The 23986-nt window shown below is 71.5% G+C and carries 23 protein-coding genes; 7 read left to right on the forward strand and 16 right to left on the reverse strand.

The annotated features are described in order from the left end of the window. Nucleotides 1-30: 30 nt before the first annotated feature. Nucleotides 31-1368, forward strand: a complete 1338-nt coding sequence (locus DEI91_RS01185; RefSeq protein ID WP_111050553.1) for a NosD domain-containing protein — start codon at nucleotides 31-33, stop codon at nucleotides 1366-1368. A gap of 293 nt (nucleotides 1369-1661) precedes the next feature. Here the strand turns inward: DEI91_RS01185 and DEI91_RS01190 are convergent, their stop codons facing one another. From DEI91_RS01190 to DEI91_RS16575, 3 genes are read right to left on the reverse strand one after another with little or no spacing between them, the layout of a single operon-like run. Then, a complete protein-coding gene (locus DEI91_RS01190; protein ID WP_111050554.1) occupies nucleotides 1662-2426 on the reverse strand; it encodes a DeoR/GlpR family DNA-binding transcription regulator in 765 nt (254 codons plus the stop codon). Between the two features lie 34 nt (nucleotides 2427-2460). Further along, the gene (pdxA, locus tag DEI91_RS16570) at nucleotides 2461-3483 is read right to left on the reverse strand and encodes a 4-hydroxythreonine-4-phosphate dehydrogenase PdxA (protein WP_111050555.1); all 1023 of its coding nucleotides are present in this window, start codon (nucleotides 3481-3483) and stop codon (nucleotides 2461-2463) included. Nucleotides 3484-3485: 2 nt separating this feature from the next. Next, a complete protein-coding gene (locus DEI91_RS16575) occupies nucleotides 3486-4781 on the reverse strand; it encodes a four-carbon acid sugar kinase family protein (protein WP_181439425.1) in 1296 nt (431 codons plus the stop codon). Between the two features lie 157 nt (nucleotides 4782-4938). Between DEI91_RS16575 and DEI91_RS01205 the strand changes: the two genes are divergently transcribed. Further along, complete coding sequence (locus DEI91_RS01205; protein WP_258374245.1) at nucleotides 4939-5910, forward strand: aldo/keto reductase; 972 nt, start codon at nucleotides 4939-4941, stop codon at nucleotides 5908-5910. Nucleotides 5911-6105: 195 nt separating this feature from the next. Here the strand turns inward: DEI91_RS01205 and dapA are convergent, their stop codons facing one another. Genes dapA through DEI91_RS01225 form a run of 4 tightly spaced genes read right to left on the reverse strand, consistent with a single transcriptional unit; the run spans nucleotide 6106 to nucleotide 10102 of the window. Next, on the reverse strand, nucleotides 6106-7002 hold the full coding sequence (gene dapA / locus DEI91_RS01210) for a 4-hydroxy-tetrahydrodipicolinate synthase (RefSeq protein ID WP_111050558.1): 897 nt from the start codon (nucleotides 7000-7002) through the stop codon (nucleotides 6106-6108). Between the two features lie 46 nt (nucleotides 7003-7048). After that, nucleotides 7049-7405, reverse strand: coding sequence for a 2-dehydro-3-deoxyphosphogluconate aldolase (locus DEI91_RS01215; RefSeq protein ID WP_111050559.1), 357 nt, complete (start codon nucleotides 7403-7405; stop codon nucleotides 7049-7051). Between the two features lie 13 nt (nucleotides 7406-7418). Further along, nucleotides 7419-8858 carry an SLC13 family permease gene (locus tag DEI91_RS01220; protein WP_111050560.1) on the reverse strand — a complete coding sequence of 480 codons (1440 nt, stop codon included), beginning with the start codon at nucleotides 8856-8858 and terminating at the stop codon, nucleotides 7419-7421. Continuing rightward, nucleotides 8855-10102 carry an exo-alpha-sialidase gene (locus DEI91_RS01225; RefSeq protein ID WP_111050561.1) on the reverse strand — a complete coding sequence of 416 codons (1248 nt, stop codon included), beginning with the start codon at nucleotides 10100-10102 and terminating at the stop codon, nucleotides 8855-8857. The genes DEI91_RS01220 and DEI91_RS01225 overlap by 4 nt, the downstream gene beginning before the upstream one ends. A 460-nt stretch (nucleotides 10103-10562) precedes the next feature. Here DEI91_RS01225 and DEI91_RS01230 point away from each other — a divergent pair, with 460 nt between their 5' ends. Further along, complete coding sequence (locus tag DEI91_RS01230) at nucleotides 10563-11426, forward strand: NAD-dependent epimerase/dehydratase family protein (RefSeq protein ID WP_111050562.1); 864 nt, start codon at nucleotides 10563-10565, stop codon at nucleotides 11424-11426. Between the two features lie 50 nt (nucleotides 11427-11476). On the opposite strand, the gene DEI91_RS01235 is transcribed toward DEI91_RS01230, so the two are convergent. The 3 genes from DEI91_RS01235 to DEI91_RS01245 all read right to left on the reverse strand — a co-directional run bounded on the left by DEI91_RS01235 (nucleotide 11477) and on the right by DEI91_RS01245 (nucleotide 13388). Continuing rightward, nucleotides 11477-11704, reverse strand: a complete 228-nt coding sequence (locus tag DEI91_RS01235; protein ID WP_111050563.1) for a hypothetical protein — start codon at nucleotides 11702-11704, stop codon at nucleotides 11477-11479. After that, nucleotides 11701-11937, reverse strand: a complete 237-nt coding sequence (locus DEI91_RS01240; RefSeq protein ID WP_146244160.1) for a hypothetical protein — start codon at nucleotides 11935-11937, stop codon at nucleotides 11701-11703. Before DEI91_RS01240 ends, DEI91_RS01235 begins: the two co-directional genes overlap by 4 nt. Before the next feature lie 467 nt (nucleotides 11938-12404). Further along, nucleotides 12405-13388 carry a DNA-3-methyladenine glycosylase gene (locus DEI91_RS01245; protein WP_181419489.1) on the reverse strand — a complete coding sequence of 328 codons (984 nt, stop codon included), beginning with the start codon at nucleotides 13386-13388 and terminating at the stop codon, nucleotides 12405-12407. Nucleotides 13389-13541: 153 nt separating this feature from the next. On the opposite strand from DEI91_RS01245, the gene DEI91_RS01250 reads away from it, so the two are divergent. The 4 genes from DEI91_RS01250 to DEI91_RS01265 all read left to right on the forward strand — a co-directional run bounded on the left by DEI91_RS01250 (nucleotide 13542) and on the right by DEI91_RS01265 (nucleotide 17298). Beyond that, nucleotides 13542-14570 carry a 6-phosphofructokinase gene (locus tag DEI91_RS01250; RefSeq protein WP_111050565.1) on the forward strand — a complete coding sequence of 343 codons (1029 nt, stop codon included), beginning with the start codon at nucleotides 13542-13544 and terminating at the stop codon, nucleotides 14568-14570. Nucleotides 14571-14641: 71 nt separating this feature from the next. Continuing rightward, nucleotides 14642-15619, forward strand: coding sequence for an MDR family oxidoreductase (locus DEI91_RS01255; RefSeq protein WP_111050566.1), 978 nt, complete (start codon nucleotides 14642-14644; stop codon nucleotides 15617-15619). 124 nt (nucleotides 15620-15743) lie between these two features. Beyond that, nucleotides 15744-16421: a GntR family transcriptional regulator gene (locus DEI91_RS16435; RefSeq protein ID WP_111050567.1), complete on the forward strand. Its 678-nt coding sequence runs from the start codon at nucleotides 15744-15746 to the stop codon at nucleotides 16419-16421. A 91-nt stretch (nucleotides 16422-16512) separates the two neighbouring features. Further along, nucleotides 16513-17298, forward strand: coding sequence for an ABC transporter ATP-binding protein (locus tag DEI91_RS01265; RefSeq protein ID WP_111050568.1), 786 nt, complete (start codon nucleotides 16513-16515; stop codon nucleotides 17296-17298). A 225-nt stretch (nucleotides 17299-17523) separates the two neighbouring features. On the opposite strand, the gene hemL is transcribed toward DEI91_RS01265, so the two are convergent. Genes hemL through hemQ form a run of 6 tightly spaced genes read right to left on the reverse strand, consistent with a single transcriptional unit; the run spans nucleotide 17524 to nucleotide 23922 of the window. Next, a complete protein-coding gene (hemL, locus tag DEI91_RS01270; protein ID WP_111050569.1) occupies nucleotides 17524-18864 on the reverse strand; it encodes a glutamate-1-semialdehyde 2,1-aminomutase in 1341 nt (446 codons plus the stop codon). Beyond that, nucleotides 18861-19916 carry a porphobilinogen synthase gene (gene hemB, locus DEI91_RS01275; protein ID WP_258374246.1) on the reverse strand — a complete coding sequence of 352 codons (1056 nt, stop codon included), beginning with the start codon at nucleotides 19914-19916 and terminating at the stop codon, nucleotides 18861-18863. Before hemB ends, hemL begins: the two co-directional genes overlap by 4 nt. Beyond that, entirely contained in the window at nucleotides 19913-20827 is a 915-nt protein-coding gene (locus DEI91_RS01280) for a uroporphyrinogen-III synthase (RefSeq protein WP_181439426.1), read from the reverse strand. The genes hemB and DEI91_RS01280 overlap by 4 nt, the downstream gene beginning before the upstream one ends. 52 nt (nucleotides 20828-20879) lie before the next feature. Next, nucleotides 20880-21938, reverse strand: a complete 1059-nt coding sequence (gene hemC / locus DEI91_RS01285) for a hydroxymethylbilane synthase (protein ID WP_111050572.1) — start codon at nucleotides 21936-21938, stop codon at nucleotides 20880-20882. Further along, the gene (locus tag DEI91_RS01290) at nucleotides 21935-23170 is read right to left on the reverse strand and encodes a ferrochelatase (protein ID WP_181439427.1); all 1236 of its coding nucleotides are present in this window, start codon (nucleotides 23168-23170) and stop codon (nucleotides 21935-21937) included. Before DEI91_RS01290 ends, hemC begins: the two co-directional genes overlap by 4 nt. Continuing rightward, a complete protein-coding gene (hemQ, locus tag DEI91_RS01295) occupies nucleotides 23167-23922 on the reverse strand; it encodes a hydrogen peroxide-dependent heme synthase (RefSeq protein WP_111050573.1) in 756 nt (251 codons plus the stop codon). Before hemQ ends, DEI91_RS01290 begins: the two co-directional genes overlap by 4 nt. Nucleotides 23923-23986 lie beyond the last annotated feature (64 nt).

The following is a 23986-nucleotide window of genomic DNA, read 5'->3' on the forward strand; positions in this document are numbered from 1 at the left end:
GCAACGACGAGACGAAAGGATCCAACAACCATGCCGAACAGCAACGACTACGACGTGACCACCTGGCCGGTCGGCGATCCGGCCGAGGACATCGGCGAGGTGCTCAACAGCATCATCGCCGACGTCAAGAGCCGACAGAGTGGCACCGACGGCGATGGCGGCAAGCCTGGCGCTGTCGTCTACCTCCCGCCGGGGGACTACCGCCTCCGCACACAGGTCCTCATCGACATCAGCTTCTTGAAGATCCGCGGCGCCGGGCACGGATTCACCTCCTCCAGCATCCGGTTCAACGTCCCCGAGGAAGAGTGGCCAGACCTGCACGAGCTCTGGCCCGGCGGAAGCCGCATCCTCGTCGACATGCCACTCCCGGAGGATGCGGACGAGCGGGCCGGCGCCGCGTTCCTCGTGGAGCGCGAGGGCAGTCCTCGGATCAGCTCCGTCGAGTTCGAGGACTTCTGCATCGACGGCATGCACTTCATCGCAGACGGCTCCGACCTGCTCCCGGAGAACACCTACGTCAACGGCAAGACCGGGGTCCACGTCGCCAGCGCCAACGACTCCTTCCGCTTCAACGGGATGGGACTGGTCTACCTCGAACACGGCCTCACGATCCACAACGCCGACGCCCTCTCCATCCACGACAACTTCATCGCCGAGTGCGGCAACTGCATCGAGCTCCGCGGATGGGGACAAGCATCGAAGGTCACCGACAACCTCATCGGTGCCGGCTTCAAGGGCCACTCCATCTACGCCGAACACCACGGCGGGCTCCTGATCACGGCCAACAACGTGTTCCCCCGCGGGGCGAGCAGCGTCCACCTCAGCAGCGTCACTCGGTCGAGCATCACCAACAACCGGCTGCATTCGTTCTACCCGGGGATGGTCGTCCTCGCCGAGAACAGCTCTGAGAACCTCATCGCCGCGAACCACCTCCTCCGCGACCATGAGCCGTGGACGCCGTTCCTCGACATCGACAACGGCCTCGACGACCAGTACGGCCTGCTCCGCGTCGATGGCAGCGACAACACCATCGTCAGCAACCACTTCTCGGAAGTCGTCGACTCGCAGCGCGTGACGCCCCCCGGCGAAGCGCCCGTCATCATCCGGCTCGTACGTGGCTCCGGCAACTCCGTCGCGACGAATCACGTCGTGGCCAAGGACGCTCACTCGCGCTCGAATGCGTCCGCGTTCTCCGGTCAGGTAGACGCGCTCCTGGCCACCGGAATCAGTCAACTCGCGGTGCTGGCAGTGATGATCGACCCCACCGCAGTGCACAACGTGGTCCTCGACTCTGGACGGGAGTCAGAGGTCCACATCGATGCAACAGCCAACGTGCTCCGGCCGACGCCCGATCTCGCCGGGCGGTGAACGACGGCGGGAGGGCAGTCGTCGTGGCGTACCGGAGGCCGACGTCGACTGTCTCGCGTGCGCTCTCACCCGGTGGCTCCGCGTCGTCGGCGACACCTACCTCGGGCTCCGCGGTGAGGATCGGGCACTTCTCGAAGGACCACGGCAGACCTGTGCGTCCACGACTGCACGGTGACGCCGCTCGTCGCGCTGGTCGTCGGGGAACGCGGGCGTCGTGTCCGAGATGACTTCCGTCATCGGCGCGCGTCGCGACCCTGCGAGCTCCCGCAGTCGTTGACTCCGTGTGGCGGAGGTCAGGCCGTGCCCACGGTGACGCCCGCTGCTCCGAAGCGCTCGATGAGGTCTGGTGCGATGCCGTCGTCGGTGATCAGCGTCCATCCGTTCCCGAGTCGGGTCCATGCGTGGAATTCCGACTGCGCGAGCTTCGACGAGTCAGCGAGGACGTACACGGCTGCCGCACGACGAGCGATGAGTTCCTTCAGCCGGATCTGACCGAGGTCCGCTTCGCAGATCCCGCGCTCCGGCGACACCGCATCCGCACCGAGGTACGCGGCATCGAAGGTCAGGTACTCGAGCGCAGCCTCCGTCAGGGGACCGACGAACCCGTTGCTCAACGACCGGTACTCGCCCCCGAGCATGACGAGTCGGACGTCGTCGCGGTCGGCCATGTCGGTGATGACCCCGACGCTGGTGGTGGTGACGGTGAGGTCGGCGTCGATCGGCAGTGCATGAGCGAACGCCGCGACGGTCGAGCCGTTGTCGAGGAACAGTGACGCCCCGGGTGCCACGGTCGCAGCGGCCCGGCGGGCGATGTCGCGCTTCGCGTCGAAGTGCTCGCCGAGCCGCTGGCGCAGCGACGCCTCCGGGTGCGCGGCCACCGCCATCGCCCCCCCGAACGTCCGGGTGAGCTTCCGCTGCTCCTGCAGGGTCGCGAGGTCGCGCCGGATGGTGGACGCCGTGACCCCGAACCGCTCGGAGAGTTCGTCGACGCTCGCGAGTCCGACCGTCGTTGCGAGCGTGACGATGGCATCGCGCCGCGCTCTGGCCGAGATCGACACCGGGCACCTCCGGACGGCGGGGACTTGGGACGTGTCAGACGCCCTGGGCCGGGCTCGGCTCCCCCGCTGTCGGGGCGAGTTCGGCCGCCTGGCGGAGCGCTTCGATCATGCTAGCGACATCGGCCCTGCCGGTGCCCGCGATGTCGAACGCTGTCCCGTGGTCGACCGACGTGCGGATGACCGGCAGACCCACCGTGATGTTGACGCCGGCCTCGATCCCGAGCACCTTCACGGGGCCGTGACCCTGGTCGTGGTACATCGCGACGACGAGGTCGTAGTCCCCGCGACCGGCGAGGAAGAAGAGGGTGTCGGCGGGCAGCGGTCCGACGGCGTCGATCCCGTCGGCGCGTACGGCCTCGACGCCCGGAGCGATCTTCTCCGCTTCCTCGCCGTACCCGAACAGGCCGTTCTCGCCGGCGTGCGGGTTGATCGCCGCGACGCCGATCTTCGGGTGCGGGTTGCCCGCGCGCACCAGGGCCTCGTTGCCCCGCCGGATGGTCCGCTCGACGAGTCCGGGCTCGATCCGCGCGACAGCGTCGATGAGACCGAGGTGGGTGGTCACGTGGACGACCTTCAGCTTGGCTGTCGAGAGCATCATCGACACCTCCTCGACGCCCATGAGCTCGGCGAGGAGTTCAGTGTGCCCCGGGAAGACATGGCCACCGGCGTGCAGGGCCTCCTTGTTCAGTGGAGCCGTGCAGATGGCTTGGACCTTCCCGGCCATCGCCGCCTCGCACGCGATCCGGATGTACTGGAAGGCCGCATCGCCGGCGACCGGCGAGAGCTGCCCCCACGGCAGGTCCTCCGGGAGGAGTCCGAGGTCCACCACGTCGATGACGCCGTCCTGGTACGCGGCGTCCGCGACGTCCTCGACAGCGTTGAACGTGACCTCGACGCCCCGGATCGCTGCGGCCTGGCGGAGGCGACCGAGGTCCCCGATGACGACGGGCCGGCACACAGCCAGGACGTCCGGTGACACGACGGCCTCGACGACGACCTCGGGGCCGACACCGGCCCCGTCGCCCATCGTGACGGCGATGATCGGAGTTGCGTTCATCTTCAGTGCTGCCTTTCGTTCGTGCGGCGTGCGGCCGCTTGCACACGGCCGCCGGCCGTGAAGGGGTCTTCTCGAGCGGCCTGGAGGATCGTGGCGGCGTCGAGCAGGTTGGTGACGGTCCCGAAGCTGCCGGGTCGCGTGACCACACGGCGGCCGTCGTCCGCGCGGGACACGATGCATCCGGGTTCGACGACACCTTCCGGCACGATGGCCGTGATCTCGAGGCGGGTGAGCACGGACCGGGCCGTCTCCCCGCCGGTCAGCACCAGGGCGGCGCGCCCGCTGATGGCCGCAGCCACGATGCCGAGGCCGTCAGCGAGCCGTCGGGCGAGGTGCGGGACCGGTTCGTGTCGGTCCTCGACGCAGATCGCGGCGCTCCCGCTGCGTAAGGCGGCCCGCACAGCGTGGAGTGCAGGGTGGTCGATGTCGTCGACCTCCCGGCGGTCGACGGCACGGAGCAGGACCTCACGGGGCACGGGCGTGACCGGGACGCCGTTCGCCGCGAGGACCTCGAGCTGCTCGGTGGCCTCCGTGCTGGCCGTGCCGACGACGAGCAGCACGGACTGACGCTCTCCCGGCGCCCCCGTCGGATCTCCGGATCCGGGTGCGGTCGCGGACGGGGCCCGCGCTCCACGGAGCCGACCGATGGCCGCAGCGATCCCGCCGGAACCGACGACCGTGCAGTCCGCACCGTCGAGCGCCACTGCGATCCGGTCGAGGTCCTCGTCGGAGTCCGCGTCGAGCACGGGGACCGCGCCGGCAGCATGTGCTCGGACGACCGCGTCGAGGACGGCATCGGAGCCGGCACGGACGACCGCGAGTGGGACGGACCGGGCGCGACGTCCGACCGCAGCCAGCGGACCGGGGACCACCCGGGCCTCCAGGCCGTGGAGTCCCGCGTCCGCCACGGGCCTGCCGTGGACGAGGAGCCGACCGTCGACGACCGTCCGTCCGAGCGCCGGGAGCGCGGAGGCGAGCACGACGCGCGCGCCGGCGTCGGAGAGGCCGTCGACGACGTCGCCGACACCGCCGCGTAGCAGCGAGTCGGTCTTCACCAGCCGGACCGGTGCGCCGGCCGCACGCATGCGGAGCGTGGCCTGCGCGATCACCGCTCGTCTCGAGGACGGGTCGAGGGCTCGCGTGTCACAGTCCAGGACGACGTCGGACGAGGCGCGCGCGACGTGCTCGAGCGCGGCGGGGAGTGTGAGGGCGACGGTCGCCGAACCGCTGCCCAGGACGGCCGCGACCTCTGCGGCTCCGGACAGGTCGTCAGCGATCACGGCGAGGCGGTTCGACATCGGACCCCTCCTCGGGCTCGGTCGGCGGTTCGTCCATGCGGCATCATGCACGAAACACGCTATGTCAGTTGCGTGAAACACGCAAGCGTGATCTGCTCGTGGTCTGCCCGCAGCTCGACGACGAGTCGCCCGAGGGCGACCGAACGGAAGGAACCCATTGCGCGACATCGACATCCGAGGCCGTCGGCTCGCCCCCGCCGTCCTCGGCACCATGACCTTCGGCGACAGCGTCGACGAGCCGACCGCGGCCGAGATGGTCGACCGGTTCCTCGAGGCCGGCGGGACCGGCATCGACACCGCGAACGGGTACGCCGGCGGCCGCAGCGAGGAGATCCTCGGCTCGGTGCTCGCCGGTCGGCGCGACGACGTCGTGCTCGCGACGAAGGTCGGCATCGCGAACCCGGACGCCCACGGTGCCGCTCCCCTGTCCGCCGCCGCGATCGACCTATGCGTGCACGCGAGCCTGCGTCGGCTCCGGACGGACCACGTCGACGTGCTCTACCTGCACCAGCCCGACCGTTCGACCCCGCACGAGGAGACGCTCACCGCCGTCCGGACGCTCGTCGACTCCGGCGCGGTCCGCACGTGGGGCGTCTCGAACCACGCGGCCTGGCAGATCGCGGAACTGCGACACACGGCCTCGGGCCTCGGGCTGGCCGCACCCGTCCTCGGCCAGCAGGTCTACAGCGTCATCGCGACCCGGATCGACGACGAGTACGCCGAGTTTGCCCGGACCGCCGGACTCGGGACGGTCGTCTACAACCCGCTCGGCGGCGGGCTCCTCACCGGGAAGCACCGCCCGGACGAGCAGCCAGCGGAGGGGCGTTTCGGCTCCTCGCCCCTCGCAGGCATGTACCGCACCCGGTACTGGAACGACGAGGTCTTCGGCGCCGTGGAGCAGCTCCGCGCGGTCGCCGAGGACGCGGGGATGCCGATGGCCGAGCTCGCGCTGCGGTGGACGATCGGCCGTCCCGTCGTCGACGCGGTCCTGATCGGTGGGTCGCGGGTCGCGAACATCGAGGCGAACCTCGCCGCGCTGGCCGCGGGTGCGCTGCCCGAGGACGTACAGCGGGCCGTCGACGACGTCGCCGCCGCACTGCGTGGTCCGATGCCGGCGTACAACCGCTGACGGCGCGGCGGCGACCGGCGCCCGGCGCCGGTCCCCAGTGCTGCTCGCGTCGCAACCGTGGGACGGACTGGAGGCCCGGTGCCAGCTGGCACCGTCCTCCCTCGCAGGCTCGGTCGGCGCGCTCCGCGTGACGCTGGCGCGTCACCGCTGAGCGGAGCGCGCCCGTCCGTCTCGTGGTCGCGGCGGTGCGGCGCCTCAGCCCATGCCGGCCGCCTGGTCGGCGCGGACCGTCTCCGCGATCTTCGCGAGGGCCGCGTCCCCCAGCAGGTTGAAGGGCGCGCGGCAGGGGCCGACGGCCTCGCCGGCGGCGTTCGTGGCCGCCTTGACGATCGTGTTCGGGTTGCCGAGCGAGAAGAGGTTGCGCAGCGGCCGGATGGATGCCTGGGCCGCGCGCGCACCCTCGAGGTCACCCGCCGCCCACTTCCGGGTGATGTCGACCATGGTGCGGGGGTAGACGTTCGCGACGGCCGTGATGCCGCCCGCGCCGCCGGCCTGCAGCGTCGGCAGGACCAGCGAGTCGGTCCCGGCGAGCACCGCGAAGTGCTCGGGATCGGTGAGCTCGATGAGCTGCAGGATCGCGTCGAAGTTGCCCGAGGAGTCCTTCACGCCGGCGATGTTGTCGATCTCCGCCAGCCGGGCGACGGTCGCGGGGCTGATGGTGTTCCCGGTGCGAGCGGGGATGTTGTAGATGAGCACCGGGATGTCGACGGCCTCGGCGACCACGGCGAAGTGCCGGTACAGCTCGTCCTGCGACGCAGCCGCGAAGTAGGGCGTGATGACGGACAGCACGTCGGCGCCCGCTGCCTGCATGCGCTTGGCGATCCGCACGGTCTCCCTCGTCCCGACGGCACCGGCGCCGCCGTAGACCGGCACGCGGCCCGCAGTGGCGTCGACGACCGCCTCGAGGACGGCGAGGCGCTCGTCCTCCGTCTGCTGGAAGAACTCGCCGTTCGTCCCGAGGCAGAAGACGCCGTCGGCACCGGCTCGGACGGCGCGGTCGGTGTGCGCACGCATCTGGTCGAGGTTGAGCGACTCGTCGTCGTGGAACGGGGTGACGAGGGCGTGGATGCTGCCGCGGATCGTGGTGGTCACTTCAGGTGCTCCTTGTGGGCGGGGTGGCCTGGCGGCCGGTGGGAGGTCAGGGGCGGGGCTGCTGCATCACGTGGACGGCGAAGCCGCCGAACTCACCCGCGAGGTAGATGTTCTGCAGACGCCCGTCGTCGAAGTGGGCTGCCGTTCCCTGGTCGAAGCCGAAGCCCTTCGCGGTGAGCTCCTCGACCGCTGCCTCGAGGTCACCGGTCGACATCCCGATGTGACCGTGCGTCCCGAGGTACTGCGAACGTACGCACTCGAAGAAGGTGCCGGCGAACGCGGACTTCTTCCCCTGGCGGGGATCGAGGTTGAACATGAGGCAGAAGAGGTCACACAGTTCCTGCGCGGCTGCTGCGTCAGAGTTGTTGATGCCCACGTGCGCGAGCTCGAAGGTGTTCTCCATGTCGGGTTCTCCGTCACATCGGGAAGAGGAGGAGCGCGCCGGCGGTCAGGGCCAGCAGGCGGATGACGTACATCGGGATCGTGAACTTCCAGAACTGGATGAGCGAGTACTTCCCGACGCCCATCACCATCGCGGGCAGCCCGTCGATCGGCAAGAAGTGGCCGTTCCAGCCGGAGATGACGATGGCGACCGCAGCGGCCGCGGGGTTGAGCCCCAGGCTGACGCAGGTCGCGATCGCCAGTGGCGCGAAGACGTACACCGTGCCGATCGTCGACCCCGTGAGGGTCGCGAGGACGCTCGTCAGGACGCAGAACGCGAACACCAGCAGGAAGGGACTGACGTCGCCGCCGAGCAGCCCGGCGACCGATTTGCCGACGAGCTTCGTGAGCCCCGTCGCGCCGAGCGCCTCCGCGATGCCGATGACGCCCGCGGACATGATGATGATCGGCTGGCTGATCGCGTCGCGGATCTCGGTGAAGTCGAGGACCCGCGTGATGAGCAGGACCGCGACGGCGAGTCCCGTGATCGCGTAGCCCGCGTCACCGATGGAGCTGTACGAGATCATCCCGGCGATGGCCAGGACGAAGCAGAAGTACGTCGCCAGCTGCTTCCGGCGGTCGAGCCTCGGCGCGGCCACGGTCGCGGTCGCGCTCGACGCGGCGATCGCGGTCGCGTTCGCCTCGGCGGCGTGCGGGCCCGGTGCCGCGGGGTCGGTCGCCGTGTCGGCGTGCACCCCGGAGGCGTCCGTTCCGGCTGCGGCGGTCGTGCGCGCACCGGCCAAGGCCGGCTCCTTCGCCCCGGTCGGGGTCGCCGTGCCGGTCTCGTCGTCCGTGATCGCGTGGTCGGGCAGCATCCGGTACGCGATGAGGCACCAGATCAGGAACCCGAGGCTGAGCACGAGGTTGACGATCGAGAACCGCACCAGGTCGATGTTCTCCCGGACGCCGGCCGCCTCGAGCACCGCGACGACGATGCCGTACTGCAGCGCCACGTTGAAGGGGAGCATCGGGTGGTTCGCGGCGAAGCCGGCCGGCATGAGGACCTTCGACGGCGGCAGCTTCTTGTTGTAGGCGAGCGTCGACAGGAGGCCGATGACGAGGACGTAGTAGGCCGTGGACCCCGTGCCGAAGATGCTGCAGCCCAGCATGACGAACACGACGATGAGGACGTAGGCCCGGAACCCGCCCTTCGTCCCGAGTCGGGTGATCATGCGTTTGAAGCCCGAGACGAGGTCGGTCTTCTGCAACGCGGCGATCACCGCCATGAACGAGGCGAGCATGATGATCGTCGCGTTCGCGAACCCGCTGAAGGCGACGTTGATCGGGACGACGTTGAACACCACCATGAGGAGGCAGGCGATCAGGGGCGGGACGCCGAACGGCAGGCGGTCGATCATGATCAGCACGATCATGAGGACGGTGATCGCGAGTGCGAAGACCATGGGGAGGGTCATGCTCGCTGCTCCTTCGCAGAGAGGGCCGGACCGGCGGAGGTGGACGGCGTCGACACGATCGTCGCGAGGACGTCAGCTGGCAGGTACACGTGCTTGATCGACTTGCGGTGCCAGGTGTAGGCGATGTGCAGTCCCCCCGCCGGGTCGGGGAGCACGGAGGGGTACGACAGCTCGCGGTTGATGCCGTCGCGGCTGTTGTTCGAGAGGCAGTACCCGTCGCCGTTCTCGATGTCGTAGGCGGTCGGCCAGGAGCGCCCGTCGGGGCTGGAGACGACGAGCGTCATCGGTGCGCGCGGGGCACCCCAGAACGCGCTGGGTCCGTCGGCGTCGAGCGACGGTTCCGCGACCGGCGGAACACCGTCGGCCGCATCGGCCGCCAGGCCGTCGTCGTCGATCTCGTCGTACAGGGAGACCCGGCGGCTCGTCGCGTCGTCCTTGCTCGCGTGGTTCATCACCATCGCGATCCGACCGTCGTCGAGTGCGCGCGCCTGGATGGACGAATTGTTGTTCGGGAGGTCGATCGGCCGGCACGGCTCCCACGTCATCCCGCCGTCCGTCGACGACGACTCGTACACGTGGTCCGCCCAGCGGGAGCGGAAGCACGCCCAGAGCACGCCGTCCTCGCGCGGCACGATGTCCATGTGCACGCACCCGCTCGACTCGGGAACGGCGACCTCGGACCAGGTCTCCCCGGTGTCGTCCGAGTACCAGACCGACGCGGTGTCGTCGTTGCCGACCCACTTCTCCCCGGGGACGGTCCGGCAGTTGAACACCGGCAGCAGGATCCGACCGCTCTCGAGCACGACGGGGGTCTGCCGCACGAACACGCCGACGGGCGCGTCGTCGCCGAGGAGCGCCGTCGGGTCGCTCCAGGTCACGCCGCCATCGAGGGAGGTCCGCCGCCGCACCTCGGAGGTGTCCTGGTTGCCGGCGATCTGTGCGGTGTAGAGCAACCAGACGGCGCCGTCCGGCGCGGTGAAGAGGATCGGGTTCTGCTCGGAACGCGCAGAGTCGGAGCTCAGCTGCACCGGGTCGAGCCAGCGGTCCGTCCCGGCGGGGAGCCGCGACAGGTGGACGGAGATGTCGGAGACGCCTTCCTGCGTGCCACCGAACCACACACAGGCGAGGTCTCCCCCGGGCAGGAAGGCGAGGTTCGCCGCGTGACACTGCACCGTCGGTGTGGGTAGGAGCGCTTCGGCGCCCCCGTCGGACCGGGCTCGCAAGAGCCCATCGAAGTCACTCATGCGGGGGTCCTCCAGTCGACGATGACGGTGGGCACCAGTACCTGGTGCAGTTCTTCAGTGAACGTCCCTTGCAACCCGCGGCGTTCGACCCCGGAAGGGTCCTCGTGGCTCGGGTTGCGAGGAGGTCAGTCTGCCAGGATTGCTCGAAGCGCGCAATATCTATGCGCACAACATGCACAAGTGCGCCTCCATTCGGCGAGATGGGGATCAGGCCGCTCGGAACGCGCGACTGAAGACAAGCACGTCCGACCCGGCGGTCGAGGCGGTCGTCGCGTCACCGGCCGGACCCGCCGGAGCCCGGAGACGACCTTTCGACGCGAGCGTCCGATCAGATGTCTCGGTTGCTCAGTAGTGCAGCGTTGGAGGTGTGCCTCAACGCCCCAGGCTTCAGAGCTGTCCACAGTGTTGCGTCGGGGTCCGTATCCGGTCTTCTGCACCACATCCGTGCGAGGGTCGAGCCATGCTGCACCACCAGACCGCCGTCATCGCCGGCTGCGGCGACCTCGGCACCGAGGCCGCCCTCCGCTTCGCCGACCTCGCGTACCGCGTCGTCGGACTCCGTCGTCGCGCGGAACTCCTGCCCGCACCGATCGAGGGCCGGAGCACCGACCTTCGCCAGGACGTGCCCGAGATCGACGCCGACACCGCGATCGTCGTCGTCGCCCTGGCCGCGGGCAGCCGGGACCCGGACGAGTACCGGGCGACCTACGTCGACGGCCTGCGGAACGTGCTGGACGGCATCGACCGCTCGGGTGCGACGCCGCGGATCGTCGTGGTGTCCTCCACGGCGGTCTACGACGTGTCGGACGGCAGCGTCGTCACCGAGGAGACCCCGGCGACCGGCGGGACGCCCACGGCGGAGGTCCTCGTGGAGGCCGAAGCGCTCCTCCGTGAGCGAGCCCCGGAGGCGGTGCTCCTCCGCCTCTCAGGGATCTACGGGCCCGGGCGTGAGCGGCTCATCGACCAGGTGCGCTCCGGCACCGCCCGACTCGCGCCGACTACGGGAGCATCTCCCCACACGAACCGCATCCACCGCGACGACGCCGCGGCCGCGATCGTGCACCTGGCGACGCTCGAGGACCCCGCGCCCACCTACCTCGGCACCGACGACGAGCCGGTCCGGCTCGACGACGTCCTCCGGTTCCTCGCCGACGAACTGGAGGCACCGGTCCCGGAGTCCGGACCGGCGTCCGACCGGCGGGCGGGTGGCGACAAGCGGCTGTCGAACGCGCTGCTCCGGTCCACCGGCTTCACCTTCCGGTACCCGACGTTCCGCGAGGGCTACCGCGCGGTGCTGGCCGGCGAGGGCGAAGACCACCCCTGAGTCCTGAGAAGGGCAACGCTGGCGGAGCAACGGGATCGAGCCGTTCCGGATCACCGACGGCATCTGTGCATCCACAACGAGCCGGGAACCCCGACCCCGACGGCACCCCAGCAGAGGGCATCGCCGATGTGCATCATCTGCTCCCAGGTGGGAGAGCCCTCCTCGAACACGAGCGCCCAGCCGTACGAAGCGATGCCCGCTCCGACCAGCCCTGCGATCCCGGCGATGATCATCGCTTCGAGGACGCGGACAGACCTGTCGCTCGCTCGATCGGTCACTGCGACGCGCACCACGGTGCACCCACTGGCAGGACGTGGAAGCCGATTCCCCGACCCTTCGCGTTGCAGTACGCGATGGCGGCGGACCCGATGGTCAGGATCCCAGCAGCGATGCCCGCAGCAGCCGCTCCGATGCCGGTCGCTCCTGTGATGAACCCGACGATGGCCGCGACTCCAGCTCCGCCAGCCAGCACCGAGACGATCTTGTTCGCGTTGCAGGAGTTGAGGTACATGTTGGCCTGGAGGCCGGTGACATCTGCCGAGTTGCGCCCGGAACACCGCAGTTCCTCCGGCTCCTGCTCGGAGCCGGTCGACGTCCGATGCCGGTACCTGGACGTCCCGGGTCCGCCCACCGGCCGCCAGGTACCCGGCGGCGAAGTCGACGACGTCGACCTCCACAGCACCAGCACTGCGGGCCTTCTGAGCGTCGAACACGTGGCTGCTCTCGTCGACTCCAGCCAGGAGTGCAGCAGTCCGGTGTTCGATGTCGGCCGACCCACCTTGTGCCGCCGAATCCATCGACACCGCCGAGGCCGGCGTCGTCGATGTCAGGAGGCTCGTGGAGAGCAGGATCACGGAGGCAGCAGCGACCAGAGCGAGTTCCATCGGTTCCTTTCCGGGTGCAGCCGTTGCATCCGGATCGAGCCTGACCGCTGCGCCGGCAACATGTCAAACATCGGAAACACGACATTGCGGTTCTTCAGTGCCCCCGGTGGTCCTGGATCGTCATCCGCGGCCCGAACGCCGGCTTCCGGAACCCCGACCCCGAGATGAGCCGCACGACCCGTTCCCGGTGTCCTCGCCACGGTTCGAGCAGTTCGAGCATCCCGTCGTCGTCGACCGGGCCGCCCGTGAGCGCCCACCCGACGAGGGCGGGCACGTGGTAGTCCCCGACGCTCGGCGAGTCCGGGTCCCCGTGCGACCGCTGCGCCGTCTCGGCAGCGGTCCACGGTCCGACGCCGGGGATGGACTGCAGCCGACTCGCGACGAGCTCCCCGCCGCGGCCGAGCGCCAGCGTCCGTTCGAGTGCGGGCGCGACCTTCACGACGCGCATCACCGTCGCCGAGCGCCCGGGCTCGATGCCGGCCTTGTGCCACTCCCAACTCGGGATGCGCGCCCAGGTGTCGGCGTCCGGCGGGACGACCATGCCCTCGGGAGCCGGGCCGGGTGCGGGCGTGCCGAAGCGTCGGACGAGGTACCGCCACGCACGCCAGGCCTGCCGCGAGGTCACCTTCTGCTCCATGATCGCGGGCACGAGCATCGCGACGACCGTGTTCGTCCGGAGGAGCCGTAACCCCGGCTGGCGGTGTCGCGCCTGTTCCAGGAACGCATGCGCGGACACGTCGAGTTCGGACCAGTCGTCACCGCGGCCGACGAGGTCCGGTCCGTGCGACACAGCCCACGCGGCTCCGGCACCCCATGCGCTGATCGCGACGGCGTCGCCGACGGCCCGGACGAGGACGGACGCGGGTCCTTCCGGGGTGCGCAACGCGAGCCAGACGTCGGACCCGACCACCCGGTGGGCGGGGTCACCGGAGCCGCGCGAGAGGGGCCGCAGCGTCGCGATCACGTCCACCGGGCCTCCCGGCCGGTAGACGGTGTCGACACGGCGCAGGTCGACGAGCGGGTCACGATCCTGCTCGGCGTCGCCGGTCGACGCCGCAGCGGATCGGACGGAAGCCATGCAGGGATCGTAAGCGTCGGCACGGACACCGGCGACCGCCGCCCACGGCACCGCGAGAAGTTGTCCACAACCGCGGGTCACAGCGTGGCGGTCCCGGAGTCACGTCGGCCATGATGAGGGGGTCCACCGAACCCGACATCGGAAGTCCTCTCCATGCGCATCGGCATCCTCACCTCCGGCGGCGACTGCCCCGGTCTCAACGCGGTCATCCGGGCCACCGTGCTCAAGGGCATCGCGATCCACGGCCACGAGTTCGTCGGCTTCCGGGACGGCTGGCGGGGCGTGGTCGAGGGCGACATCGTGCCGCTCGGGCGCAAGGACATCCAGGGCATCGCGAAGCAGGGCGGGACGATCCTCGGCACGAGCCGGACGAACCCGTTCGAGGGCCCGAAGGGCGGCGTCGAGAACATCACCGCGACGCTCGAGCGGCACGGCATCGACGCCATCGTCGCGATCGGCGGCGAGGGCACCCTGGCCGCCGCGAAGCGCCTCACCGACGCCGGGCTCAAGATCGTCGGCGTCCCGAAGACGGTCGACAACGACCTCGGCGCCACGGACTACACGTTCGGCTTCGACACCGCGGTGGCGATCGCGACGGAGGCGATGGACCGCCTCCGCACCACGGGTGAGTCCCACTCGCGCTGCATGGTCGCGGAGGTCATGGGTCGGCACGTCGGCTGGATCGCCCTCCACTCGGGCATGGCGGCGGGCGCGCACGCGATCCTCATCCCCGAGCAGAAGACCTCCCTCGCGCAGATCGCGGAGTGGGTCCAGGCCGCCTACGACCGCGGGCGTGCACCGCTCGTCGTGGTCGCGGAGGGCTTCGTCCCCGACCACGAGGACACCGCCCACACCGAGCGCGGCCTCGACGCCTTCGGTCGACCGCGGCTGGGCGGCATCGGCGAGCGGCTCGCCCCGCTCATCGAGGAGATGACGGGCATCGAGACCCGCGCCACGACGCTGGGGCACATCCAGCGCGGCGGCACCCCCACGGCTTACGACCGGGTGCTCTCGACACGGCTCGGCCTGGCGGCGATCGACGCCGTCGTCGAGGAGCGCTGGGGCCGGATGGTCGCCCTGAAGGGCACCGAGATCGTGCACGTCTCCTTCGAGGACGCGCTCGGCGAGCTGAAGACCGTGCCGCAGGACCGGTACGACGAAGCCGCCATCATGTTCGGCTGACGCCGGCCGCGGCGACGGGTCCGGCACGCGCGGCTGCGCCCGGCCGGGAGGCCCGGGGTAGCGTCGCGCGCATGACCCGCGCCGTCCTCGTGTCCCGTTCCGCCGCCCCCGCCGTCACCGACGTCGACCTGCCCGTTCCCGGCGACCGGGAGGCCCTGGTCACCGTCACGCGGTCGAGCGTCAACTACAAGGACGGCCTGGCCGTCGCCGGCGACCCCGGCGTCGTGCGGACCGACCCGCTCGTGCCCGGCATCGACGTGGTCGGCACCGTGGCCGCGGTCGGACCGAACGTGCAGGACGTGGCGGTCGGCGAGCGCGTGGTGCTGACCGGCGCGGGCGCGGGCGAGACCCGGCACGGCGGCTGGGCGGAGCAGTGCGTGGTCCCGGTGGACGCGCTCGTCTCCCTGCCCGACGGCATCGACGACGACCTGGCGGCAGCGATCGGCACGGCCGGGTTCACCGCGATGCTCAGCGTCCTGGCGCTCGAGCGCGGAGTCGCCCCCGAGGACGGGCCGGTCCTGGTGACCGGAGCCTCGGGCGGGGTCGGCACGGTGGCGATCGCCCTGCTCGCGGCCCGCGGGTACCGGGTGACCGCGTCGACCGGGCGACCGGAGAACGGCGACGCGCTCCGGGCGCTCGGCGCGGCGGACGTCATCGACCGCGCGACGCTCGCCGAGCCGGGGAAGCCGATGCAGCGCGCGGTGTGGGCCGGCGCGGTCGACAGTGTCGGTGGTGCGACCCTCGCGAACGTCCTCGCGGCGACGCAGTACGGCGGCTCGGTCACGGCGTGCGGGTTGGCGCAGGACACCTCGCTGCCGACGACGGTGCTGCCGTTCATCCTGCGCGGGGTGTCCCTGCTCGGCATCGACTCGGTCGAGGCGCCGCTCGACCTCCGGCAGCGGGCGTGGGCGCGGCTCGCGACGGACCTCGACCCGGCGCTGCTCCGGGCGGTGACCCGGACCGTCGGGCTCGCCGAGGCGATCGAGGTCGCTGCCGAGGTCGTCGCCGGACGGGTGCACGGGCGGACGGTGGTCGACGTCACGCGGTGATCCGGGCCTCCCCGCCGTTGCAGCGGCGCGGGGCGCGGGCGGACGTCCGCCCGTCGCTTAGCAAGCGTTTGCACAATGTCACGTTAGGATTTGAGTACCGAACACCTTCATTGAGGAGACCCGGATGCCGGTACCCAAGTCGACCGTCGAGAACTCGCCCCGGAAGCTCCTCCGTGACGTCGTCCTCGAGAAGATGCTCGCCGCGATCCAGGACGGGACCCTGCAGGCCGGGGAGCGCCTCAACGACGACGAGCTCGTCGCCTGGCTCGGTGTGAGTCGTACCCCCATCCGCGAGGCGATCGCCAAGCTCGTCGACTACGGCCTGGTCGAGATGGAGGCGAACCGCTACACCCGTGTCGCCTCCCCCACCGCCGAGCAGTACGACGACGCCTTCCAGATGCTGTTCGGCATCGGCGAGCTCGCCGCCCGCTGGTCGTTCCCCCGCTTCGAGGACGCCGACGTCAAGGCGTTCGGGAAGATCCTCGACGACATGCGCGCCCACGCCGAGGCCGAGGACCGCGCCCTCAACGACGACATCGACAAGGCGATCGCCTTCATGGTCGCCAAGTCGGGCAACGAGCTCCTCGTGAAGACGAGCGAGTCGCTGCTGAACCGCGCGAAGTTCGTCCGCATCGGTGAGCCCGAGTTCGTCTTCTGGGACGTCGCGCAGGCACTCGACGGCTTCCGCGCCGCCGCGAAGGGCCGCGACGGCGAGGCCGGTGGCGCCCTCGTCCGTGGACTCGGTCGCGCCATGGCCGAGCACCTCGCCACCGCACGGGCGGCGAAGGCCGCAGAGGCCTGATCCGACGACGACCAGTCCGACCCGCTGACGACAGAGACGGCCCCGCCACCCCGTGGCGGGGCCGTCTCGCGTCCTGCGCGAGGATGGAGACGTGACCGACGTCCTCCTCCGCGCCTCCGGCCTCCGCGTCACCCGGAGCGGACGCGACCTGCTCCACGACGTGGACCTCACCGTCCGGAGCGGGGAGCACTGGGCACTCCTCGGGTCGAACGGTGCCGGCAAGTCGACCCTGCTCGCGGTGCTCGGCGCCACCGGTCACCCGACGGCCGGCCACGTCGAGGTGCTCGGGCGACGGCTCGGTCGCGTCGACGTCCGGGAACTCCGCGAGCACATCGGCCACGTCGACCCCCGGCACCGGATGCTGTCGCCGCTGACCGTCCTCGAGACCGTGCTGACCGGGCTCACGGGGACGACGGACCTCATGACGCGGTGGGAGCCGACCGCGGCCGAGGTCGCACGAGCCGAGCAGCACGTCGCCGACGTCGGCCTCACCGCGCGCCGGGACGCCCGGTGGCCGGTGCTGTCCCAGGGCGAACGGGGACGCGCGCTGATCGCCCGGGCGCTCATGTCGGACCCGCGGCTGCTGCTGCTCGACGAACCCGCGACGGGGCTCGACGTCGCCGCGCGGGAGCACCTGCTCGAGACCGTCGACGCGCTGCGTGTCCGGCAGCCGGAGCTCGGCAGCGTGATGGTCACCCACCACCTGGAGGACCTCCCGGCCTCGACCTCGCACGCGATGCTCCTCCGCGACGGGGGCGTCGTGGCGCAGGGGCCGGCGGACGAGGTCATCACCTCGGCGCTGGTGTCGGCCGCGTTCGCCTTCCCGCTGGCGGTCGAGCGGAGCGGTGGGCGCTGGCACGCACGCCGGGCGGACTGAGCGGGGCGCGCCTCCCGGTCGGCCTGGACGCGATCGTCGCACGGCCGCGAGACGCCCCCGTCAACGAACGACACCGCCTCCGTCGCGAGACGCCGCCGAACACGGCGGCGTTCCGCGCACTCGGCGGCGTCGCGGGCAGACGCCGGCGTCTCGCGCTCGCCACAGACGGACGGACGGGAGGCACGGCCCCGTCCGGACCCGCGCCTCCCGTCCGCCGTCGTCCGGCTACTCCGTCGCGGCAGCCGCCGCCTTCGCGGCAGCCGGCAGCGCGTCGAGGACCTGCGACACCGCGTCCTCGTCGTGCGCTGCCGTGAGGAACCACGCCTCGTACACGCTCGGCGGCAGGGTCACGCCGGAGTCGAGCATGCTGTGGAAGAACGCCGCGTACCGGAAGGCCTCCTGCGCGCGGACGTCGTCGTAGTTCCGCGGCGGGCTGTCGAGGAACGCGAAGGAGAACAGGTTCCCGGCGTGCTGCACGGTGTGCGCGACACCCTCGGCGCTCAGGGCCGCGCTGGTCGCGTCGGCGATCGTCGCCGCCGTCCGGTCGAGGTGTGCGTACACCTCGGCGGTCGCGGCCCGGAGCGTGGCGATGCCCGCGGCGACCGCGAGCGGGTTCCCGGACAGCGTGCCCGCCTGGTACACGGGGCCGAGCGGGGCGAGGAAGTCCATGACCTCGCGACGCCCGCCGAGTGCGGCGAGGGGCATGCCGCCGCCGATGACCTTGCCGTAGGTGACGAGGTCGGGCTTCCACCCGGTCCCGTCGGGCACGGTGCCGTCCGCTTCGAGGCCCCACCATCCGGCCGGCCCGTCGCGGAACCCGGTCAGGACCTCGTCGACGATGAGCAGCGCGCCGTGCGACTGCGTGATCTGCGCCAGGGCCCGGTTGAAGCCGCGCTCCGGGGCGAGGACGCCCATGTTCGCCGGGGCACCCTCGACGATCACGGCGGCGATGCGCTCCGAGTGCTCGTCGAAGGCGCGGCGGACGGCGTCCAGGTCGTTGTACGGCAGCACGAGGGTCTGTGCGGCGGTCTCGGCGGTGATGCCGGCGCTGCCGGGGAGCGCGAGCGTCGCGACGCCCGAGCCGGCCTCGGCCAGCAGGGAGTCCGAGTGGCCGTGGTAGTGCCCGGCGAACTTCACGAGCAGGTCGCGGCCGGTGTACCCACGGGCGAGGCGGATCGCGGTCATCGTCGCCTCGGTGCCGGTCGACACCATGCGGATCTTCTCGATGGGCCCGTCGCCGTCGACCTGGACGCGCTGCTTCACGAGCTCGGCCAGTTCGGTCTCGCCCGGGGTGGAGGCACCGAACGACAGCCCGCGGGCAGCGGCCTGCTGCACGGCCTCGACCGTACCGGGGTGGGCGTGCCCGAGGATCGCCGGACCCCACGAGGCGACGAGGTCGACGTACTCGCGGCCCTCGGCGTCCGTGACGCGGGGGCCCTTCGCCGACACCAGGAAGCGCGGGGTACCGCCGACCGAGCCGTAGGCGCGGACCGGGGAGTTCACGCCACCCGGGATGCTGTCCTTCGCCCGGCCGAACAGCTGGTCGTTGGTCGTCGTCGTGGTCATTCGGGTGCCTTCCCTGTCGGTGCGATGCCGGCGACGTCCGCCGAGCTGCCGGAGGTGCGCAGGCCGGCCTCCTCGTTGAGCTTGCGGGCCATGTCGACGGCGAAGTAGGTGAGGATCGCGTCGGCGCCGGCGCGCTTGATGCCGATGAGGGCCTCCATCGCGGCGGCGTCCCGGTCGATCCACCCGTTCTGGGCGGCGGCGGTGATCATCGCGTACTCGCCGGAGATCTGGTACGCCCAGACCGGCACCGGCGAGGTGTCGGCCGTGCGGGCGAGGACGTCGAGGTAGCTCATGGCCGGCTTCACCATGACGATGTCGGCGCCCTCCTCGATGTCCTGCTCGACCTCGCGGAGTCCCTCGCGCCCGTTGCCGGAGTCGAGCTGGTACGTGCGACGGTCGCCCTGCAGGGTGCTGGCCACGGCCTCCCGGAACGGCCCGTAGAACGCCGAGGCGTACTTGGCCGCGTAGGCGAGCAGCGCGGTGCCGGAGTGCCCGGAGACGTCGAGCGCATCACGCGCGGCGGCGATCTGGCCGTCCATCATGCCGCTCAGGCAGACGAGCTCGGCACCGGCCTCGGCCTGGGCGACGGCCATGTCCCGGTACCGGAGCAGCGTCGCGTCGTTGTCGACCGATCCGTCCGCCGCGAGCACACCGCAGTGCCCGTGGTCGGTGAACTCGTCGAGGCACAGGTCGGACTGCACGACGAGGGCATCCCCGACCTCTTCCTTCGCCACGCGGATCGCGACGTTGAGGATGCCGTCCGGGTCGGTCGCGCCGGAGCCGACGGCGTCCTTGTGCGCGGGGACGCCGAACAGGTTGACGCCGCCGATGCCGACCGACGCGGCCTCGGTGAGCGCCCGGCGGAACGAGTCGAGGGAGTGCTGCTGCACCCCGGGCATGCTCGAGATGTCGATCGCGTCGGTGGCGCCTTCGCGGATGAACATCGGCAGCACGAGCTCGGCGGGGTGGAGCCGGGTCTCGGCGACGAGACGACGCATCGCAGGGGTGGCGCGGAGACGTCGAGGGCGGACCTGGGGGAAACGGCCGGTCACGGGTGGCCTTCCTGTTCGGGGGTGGATGGGTCGAGGGCCTCGACGACGGCGTCGAGGAGGGCTTCTGCGGACCGTTCGGCGGCGACGACGTCCACCGGCAGGCCTGCGGCACGGGCCTCGTCGGCGGTGCCGGGGCCGATGCAGGCGATCCGGGTGCGGGAGTCGAGGGGGGTGAGACGACGGGCGACTTCGCGGGCGATGCTGCCGCTCGTCACGAGGACGACGTCCGGCGCGGAGTCGCCCGGGACCGGCGCGTCACCGGTCCCGACCGTACGGTACGCGACCACCTCTGACACGTCGATGCCCCGGGCACGCAGGCCGTCGACGAGCGTGGGTGCGGCCAGGTCGGAGCGCGGGTGGAGGACGAGTCGGGCGTCCGCCGGGAGCGCCCGCACGAGTCCGGCCGCCGAGTGGTCGTCCGGCACGAGGTCCACGGTCCACCCGACCGAGCGGGCGGCGCGCGCGGTCGCCTCGCCGACGGCGGCGACGCGGACCCCGGACGGGAGGCCCGACAGGCGTTCCGCGAGCACCCGCACGGTGGTCGCGCTGGTCACCACGAGCCAGTCGTCGCCGACGCGGTCGGCGTTCGCCGGCTCGGCGGCGCCAGCGCCGGCACCGGCACCCGCGCCGTCGGGGTGCGACGACTCGCCGAGTGCGGGTCGTCGAGGTTCCACGAAGTCGGAACCCGACGCCTCGAGGTCGCGGGCTCGTGGAACCCGGGAGGGGCGGCCGGCGTCGGGAGCCGCTCCGGGCCTCCCGGCCGCGAGCCGCGCGACCATCCGGTCCAGCGGACCGGCGTCGAGCGGCGGCGCGTCCGTGACGAGCGGGACGATGCGGGGGTCGAGCCCGCGTGCCCGCGCCGCCTCGGCCACCCGGGCGCCCCACGCCCCACCGCGCGGGACGACGACCACGGGCCGGAGCCCGGTCGTGTCGTCCCGCGTGGTGTCCGTGGTGATCGTCGCCCTACGCGGTCGCGGGAGCGGACGTGTCGGACGGGCCCTCGGTGCCGGGGGTGTCGAGGCCGGGGCCGACGGTGTGCTCGGCATCGTGTCGGGCCGAGTCCGACCCGGCGGAGCTCGACAGGTCGGCCAGTTCGGCGGCACCGTTCTCGAGCAGCTCGGCGGCGACCCGGTCCGCGACGGACAGGGCCTCGTCGAGGCGGTCCTGCGCGGACCCGTCGAGCACCGCAGCGTGGGACGCGGTCCGGTACTCGGAGCCGTCGGGGCGGTACACCGTCGCCGAGACGAGGAGCATCTCGGCATCGACGACCGCGGTGGCCCCGATCGGCGCGGAGCAGCCGACCTCGAGCTTCGCGAGCACCTCGCGCTCCGCGGTGACCGTCAGGCGGGTGGGCGCGTGCTCGATCTTCCGCAGCGCGGCGAGCAGGTTCCGGTCGTCCTCGTCCGTGCGGATCTCGACCGCGAGCGCACCCTGCCCGGGGGCGCTCGGCCAGAAGCCGAGGTCGAGCAGCTCGGTCGCGGCGTCGAGCCGTCCGATCCGCCCGAGTCCCGCGGCGGCGAGCACCACCGCGTCGAGGTCGTCCTCCACGCGGGCGAGGCGGGTGTCGATGTTGCCGCGGATGTCCACCACGTCGAGGTCGGGTCGGTCCGCCTTGAGCTGGGCGGCGCGGCGGGGCGAGCCCGTACCGACCTTCGCGCCCTCGGGCAGGGTCTCGACGGTCGCGCCGTTCCGCGCCACGAGCACGTCACGAGCGTCGGCACGCTTCGGCACGGCGCCGATCGTCAGGCCCGGGTACGGCGCGGTCGGCAGGTCCTTCAGCGAGTGCACGAGCACGTCCACGTCGCCCGCCACAAGCGCCTCGCGCAGCGCGGATGCGAACACGCCGGTCCCACCGAGGGACGCCAGGGAGGCGCGGTTCGTGTCGCCCTCGCTCGTCACGGTGACGAGTTCCACCGGACGGCCGGCGGCCTTCGCCAGGCGGTCGGCGACGTCCTGCGACTGCGCGACCGCCAGGCGGCTGGCCCGGGTACCGAGCCGGATCGGGGTCGGCCCGTCGGTCACGGGGCGACGCCTGCGGCTGCGGGCTTGAACCCCGCTCGCACGTTCTCGCAGCACCCCGGGCGGCACACGTCGTACCAGGGGCCGATGTCGGTCAGGTGCGGACGCTCGGCCGTCGGCGTGCCGTTGACGCGTTCGAGCACGAGGTCGACGAGGCCGGACACGTACGCCGGGTCGACGCCGGGCGTCTGCGTGCGGAGTGACCAGAACCCGAGCTCCCCAGCGGTCTCGGTGGCTTCCTCGTCGAGGTCCCACATGACCTCCATGTGGTCGCTGACGAAGCCGAGCGGGACGATGAGCACGGCGCGGGTCGGGCCGCCCTTGAGCTCCTCGTTCATGTAGTCGTTGATGTCGGGCTCGAGCCACGGCTGCGACGGGGGGCCGGAGCGCGACTGGTAGACGAGCTTCCAGGCGGGCTTCGACGTGCCCTGCAGGTGCGCGTGCTCGGGCTGCTCGAGCAGTTCCGCCCACGCCTGGTCGAGGACGACCTGTCCGACGGCGAGGTGCTGGGCCTCGTACGCGCCGTGCTCGTCGAAGCCCCGGTAGTCGGGGCCGGACCGGGCCGCGTCGGTCGACGGGATCGAGTGCGTGGAGAACAGCACCTGCAACTCGGTGGCGACGTCGAGGCCCTCGTTCTCGGCGATCGCGCGGGCCATGCCGTCACGCACACCGTCGATGAACGGTCGGACGAAGCCCGGGTGGTCGAAGAACTGCCGGACCTTGTCGATCTGGATCGTGTCGATCAGGCCGGTCTCGTCGAGCACGCGGGCGTAGTCCTCGCGGTACTGCCGGCAGCTGGAGAACGACGAGTACGCACTCGTGGCGATCGCGATGAGCTTGGTGTAGCCCTTGTCGGCCGCCTCGGTGAACGCCTCTTCGAGGTAGGGCGCCCAGTTGCGGTTGCCCCAGAGGACGGGCATGTCGATGCCCCGCGCGGCGAGCTCGCCCTCGAGCGCTGCCTTGAGCGCGCGGTTCTGGGCGTTGATGGGGCTCACGCCGCCGAAGTGGCGGTAGTGGTGCGCGACCTCCTCCAGCCGCTCGTCCGGGATGCCGCGGCCGCGGGTGACGTTGCGGAGGAACGGGATGACGTCGTCCTGACCCTCGGGCCCACCGAAGCCGGCGAGCAGGATCGCGTCGTAGGCGGTGGGCACCTCGACGTGCTCCGGACCCGATGCGGCCGCAGCGGTCGCGGCGAGGACGGGCTGACCGTTCGTGATCATGCTGGTGTCGGTCATGACAGCACCTCCGGGAGTTCGGCGGTCGTCACGCGACGACCCGTGTAGAAGGGCACTTCCTCGCGGACGTGCATGCGGGCCTCGGTGTACCGGAGGTCGCGCATGAGGTCGACCAGGTCGACCAGGTCCGGACTCTCGAGCGGCAGGATCCACTCGTAGTCTCCGAGGGCGAAGGAGGCGATGGTGTTCGTCAGGACGCGGCGGTACTTCGCGCCGGCGATGCCGTGGTCGCGGAGCATCCCCGAGCGCTCCTCCTCGGGCAGCAGGTACCACTCGTACGAGCGCACGAAGGGGTACACCGTGATCCACGGCTCCGGGTCCTTGCCGCGCAGGAAGGCCGGGGTGTGCCGCTTGTTGAACTCGGCTTCCCGGTGCATGGCCATGGCGTGCCAGACGGGCTCGGCCTCGGCGAAGAGGGCCGTGCGGCGGATCTCACGGAGGACCGCCTGGATCGCCTGCGCGTCGTCGCCGTGCAGCCAGATCATGACGTCCGCGTCGGCCCGGAAGCCGGAGACGTCGTAGAAGCCGCGGATCGTGACGCCGCGCTCGGCGCCGGCGGCGACGACTGCGTCGAGCTCCGCGACCGCTTCGGCACCGCCGCGCTGGACGGTGCCGACCGGACGGCGGAACACCGCCCAGAGGGCGTAGGCCGTGAGCAGGTTCGGGTCGATCCCGGAGGCCGGGTCCGTCTCGTGCGCTGCGCTGGCCGCGGGTGCTGCGGGAGTTGCTGGTGTGGGCACGTCAGTGCTCATGGGTGGGTCGTCCTCCACGATCGCCGGGGGTGTGGTTCGCCGGCCCCCTTCGCCGAGCGGGTGT

The organism is Curtobacterium sp. MCBD17_032, assembly GCF_003234855.1.
Taxonomy (GTDB): Bacteria; Actinomycetota; Actinomycetes; order Actinomycetales; family Microbacteriaceae; genus Curtobacterium.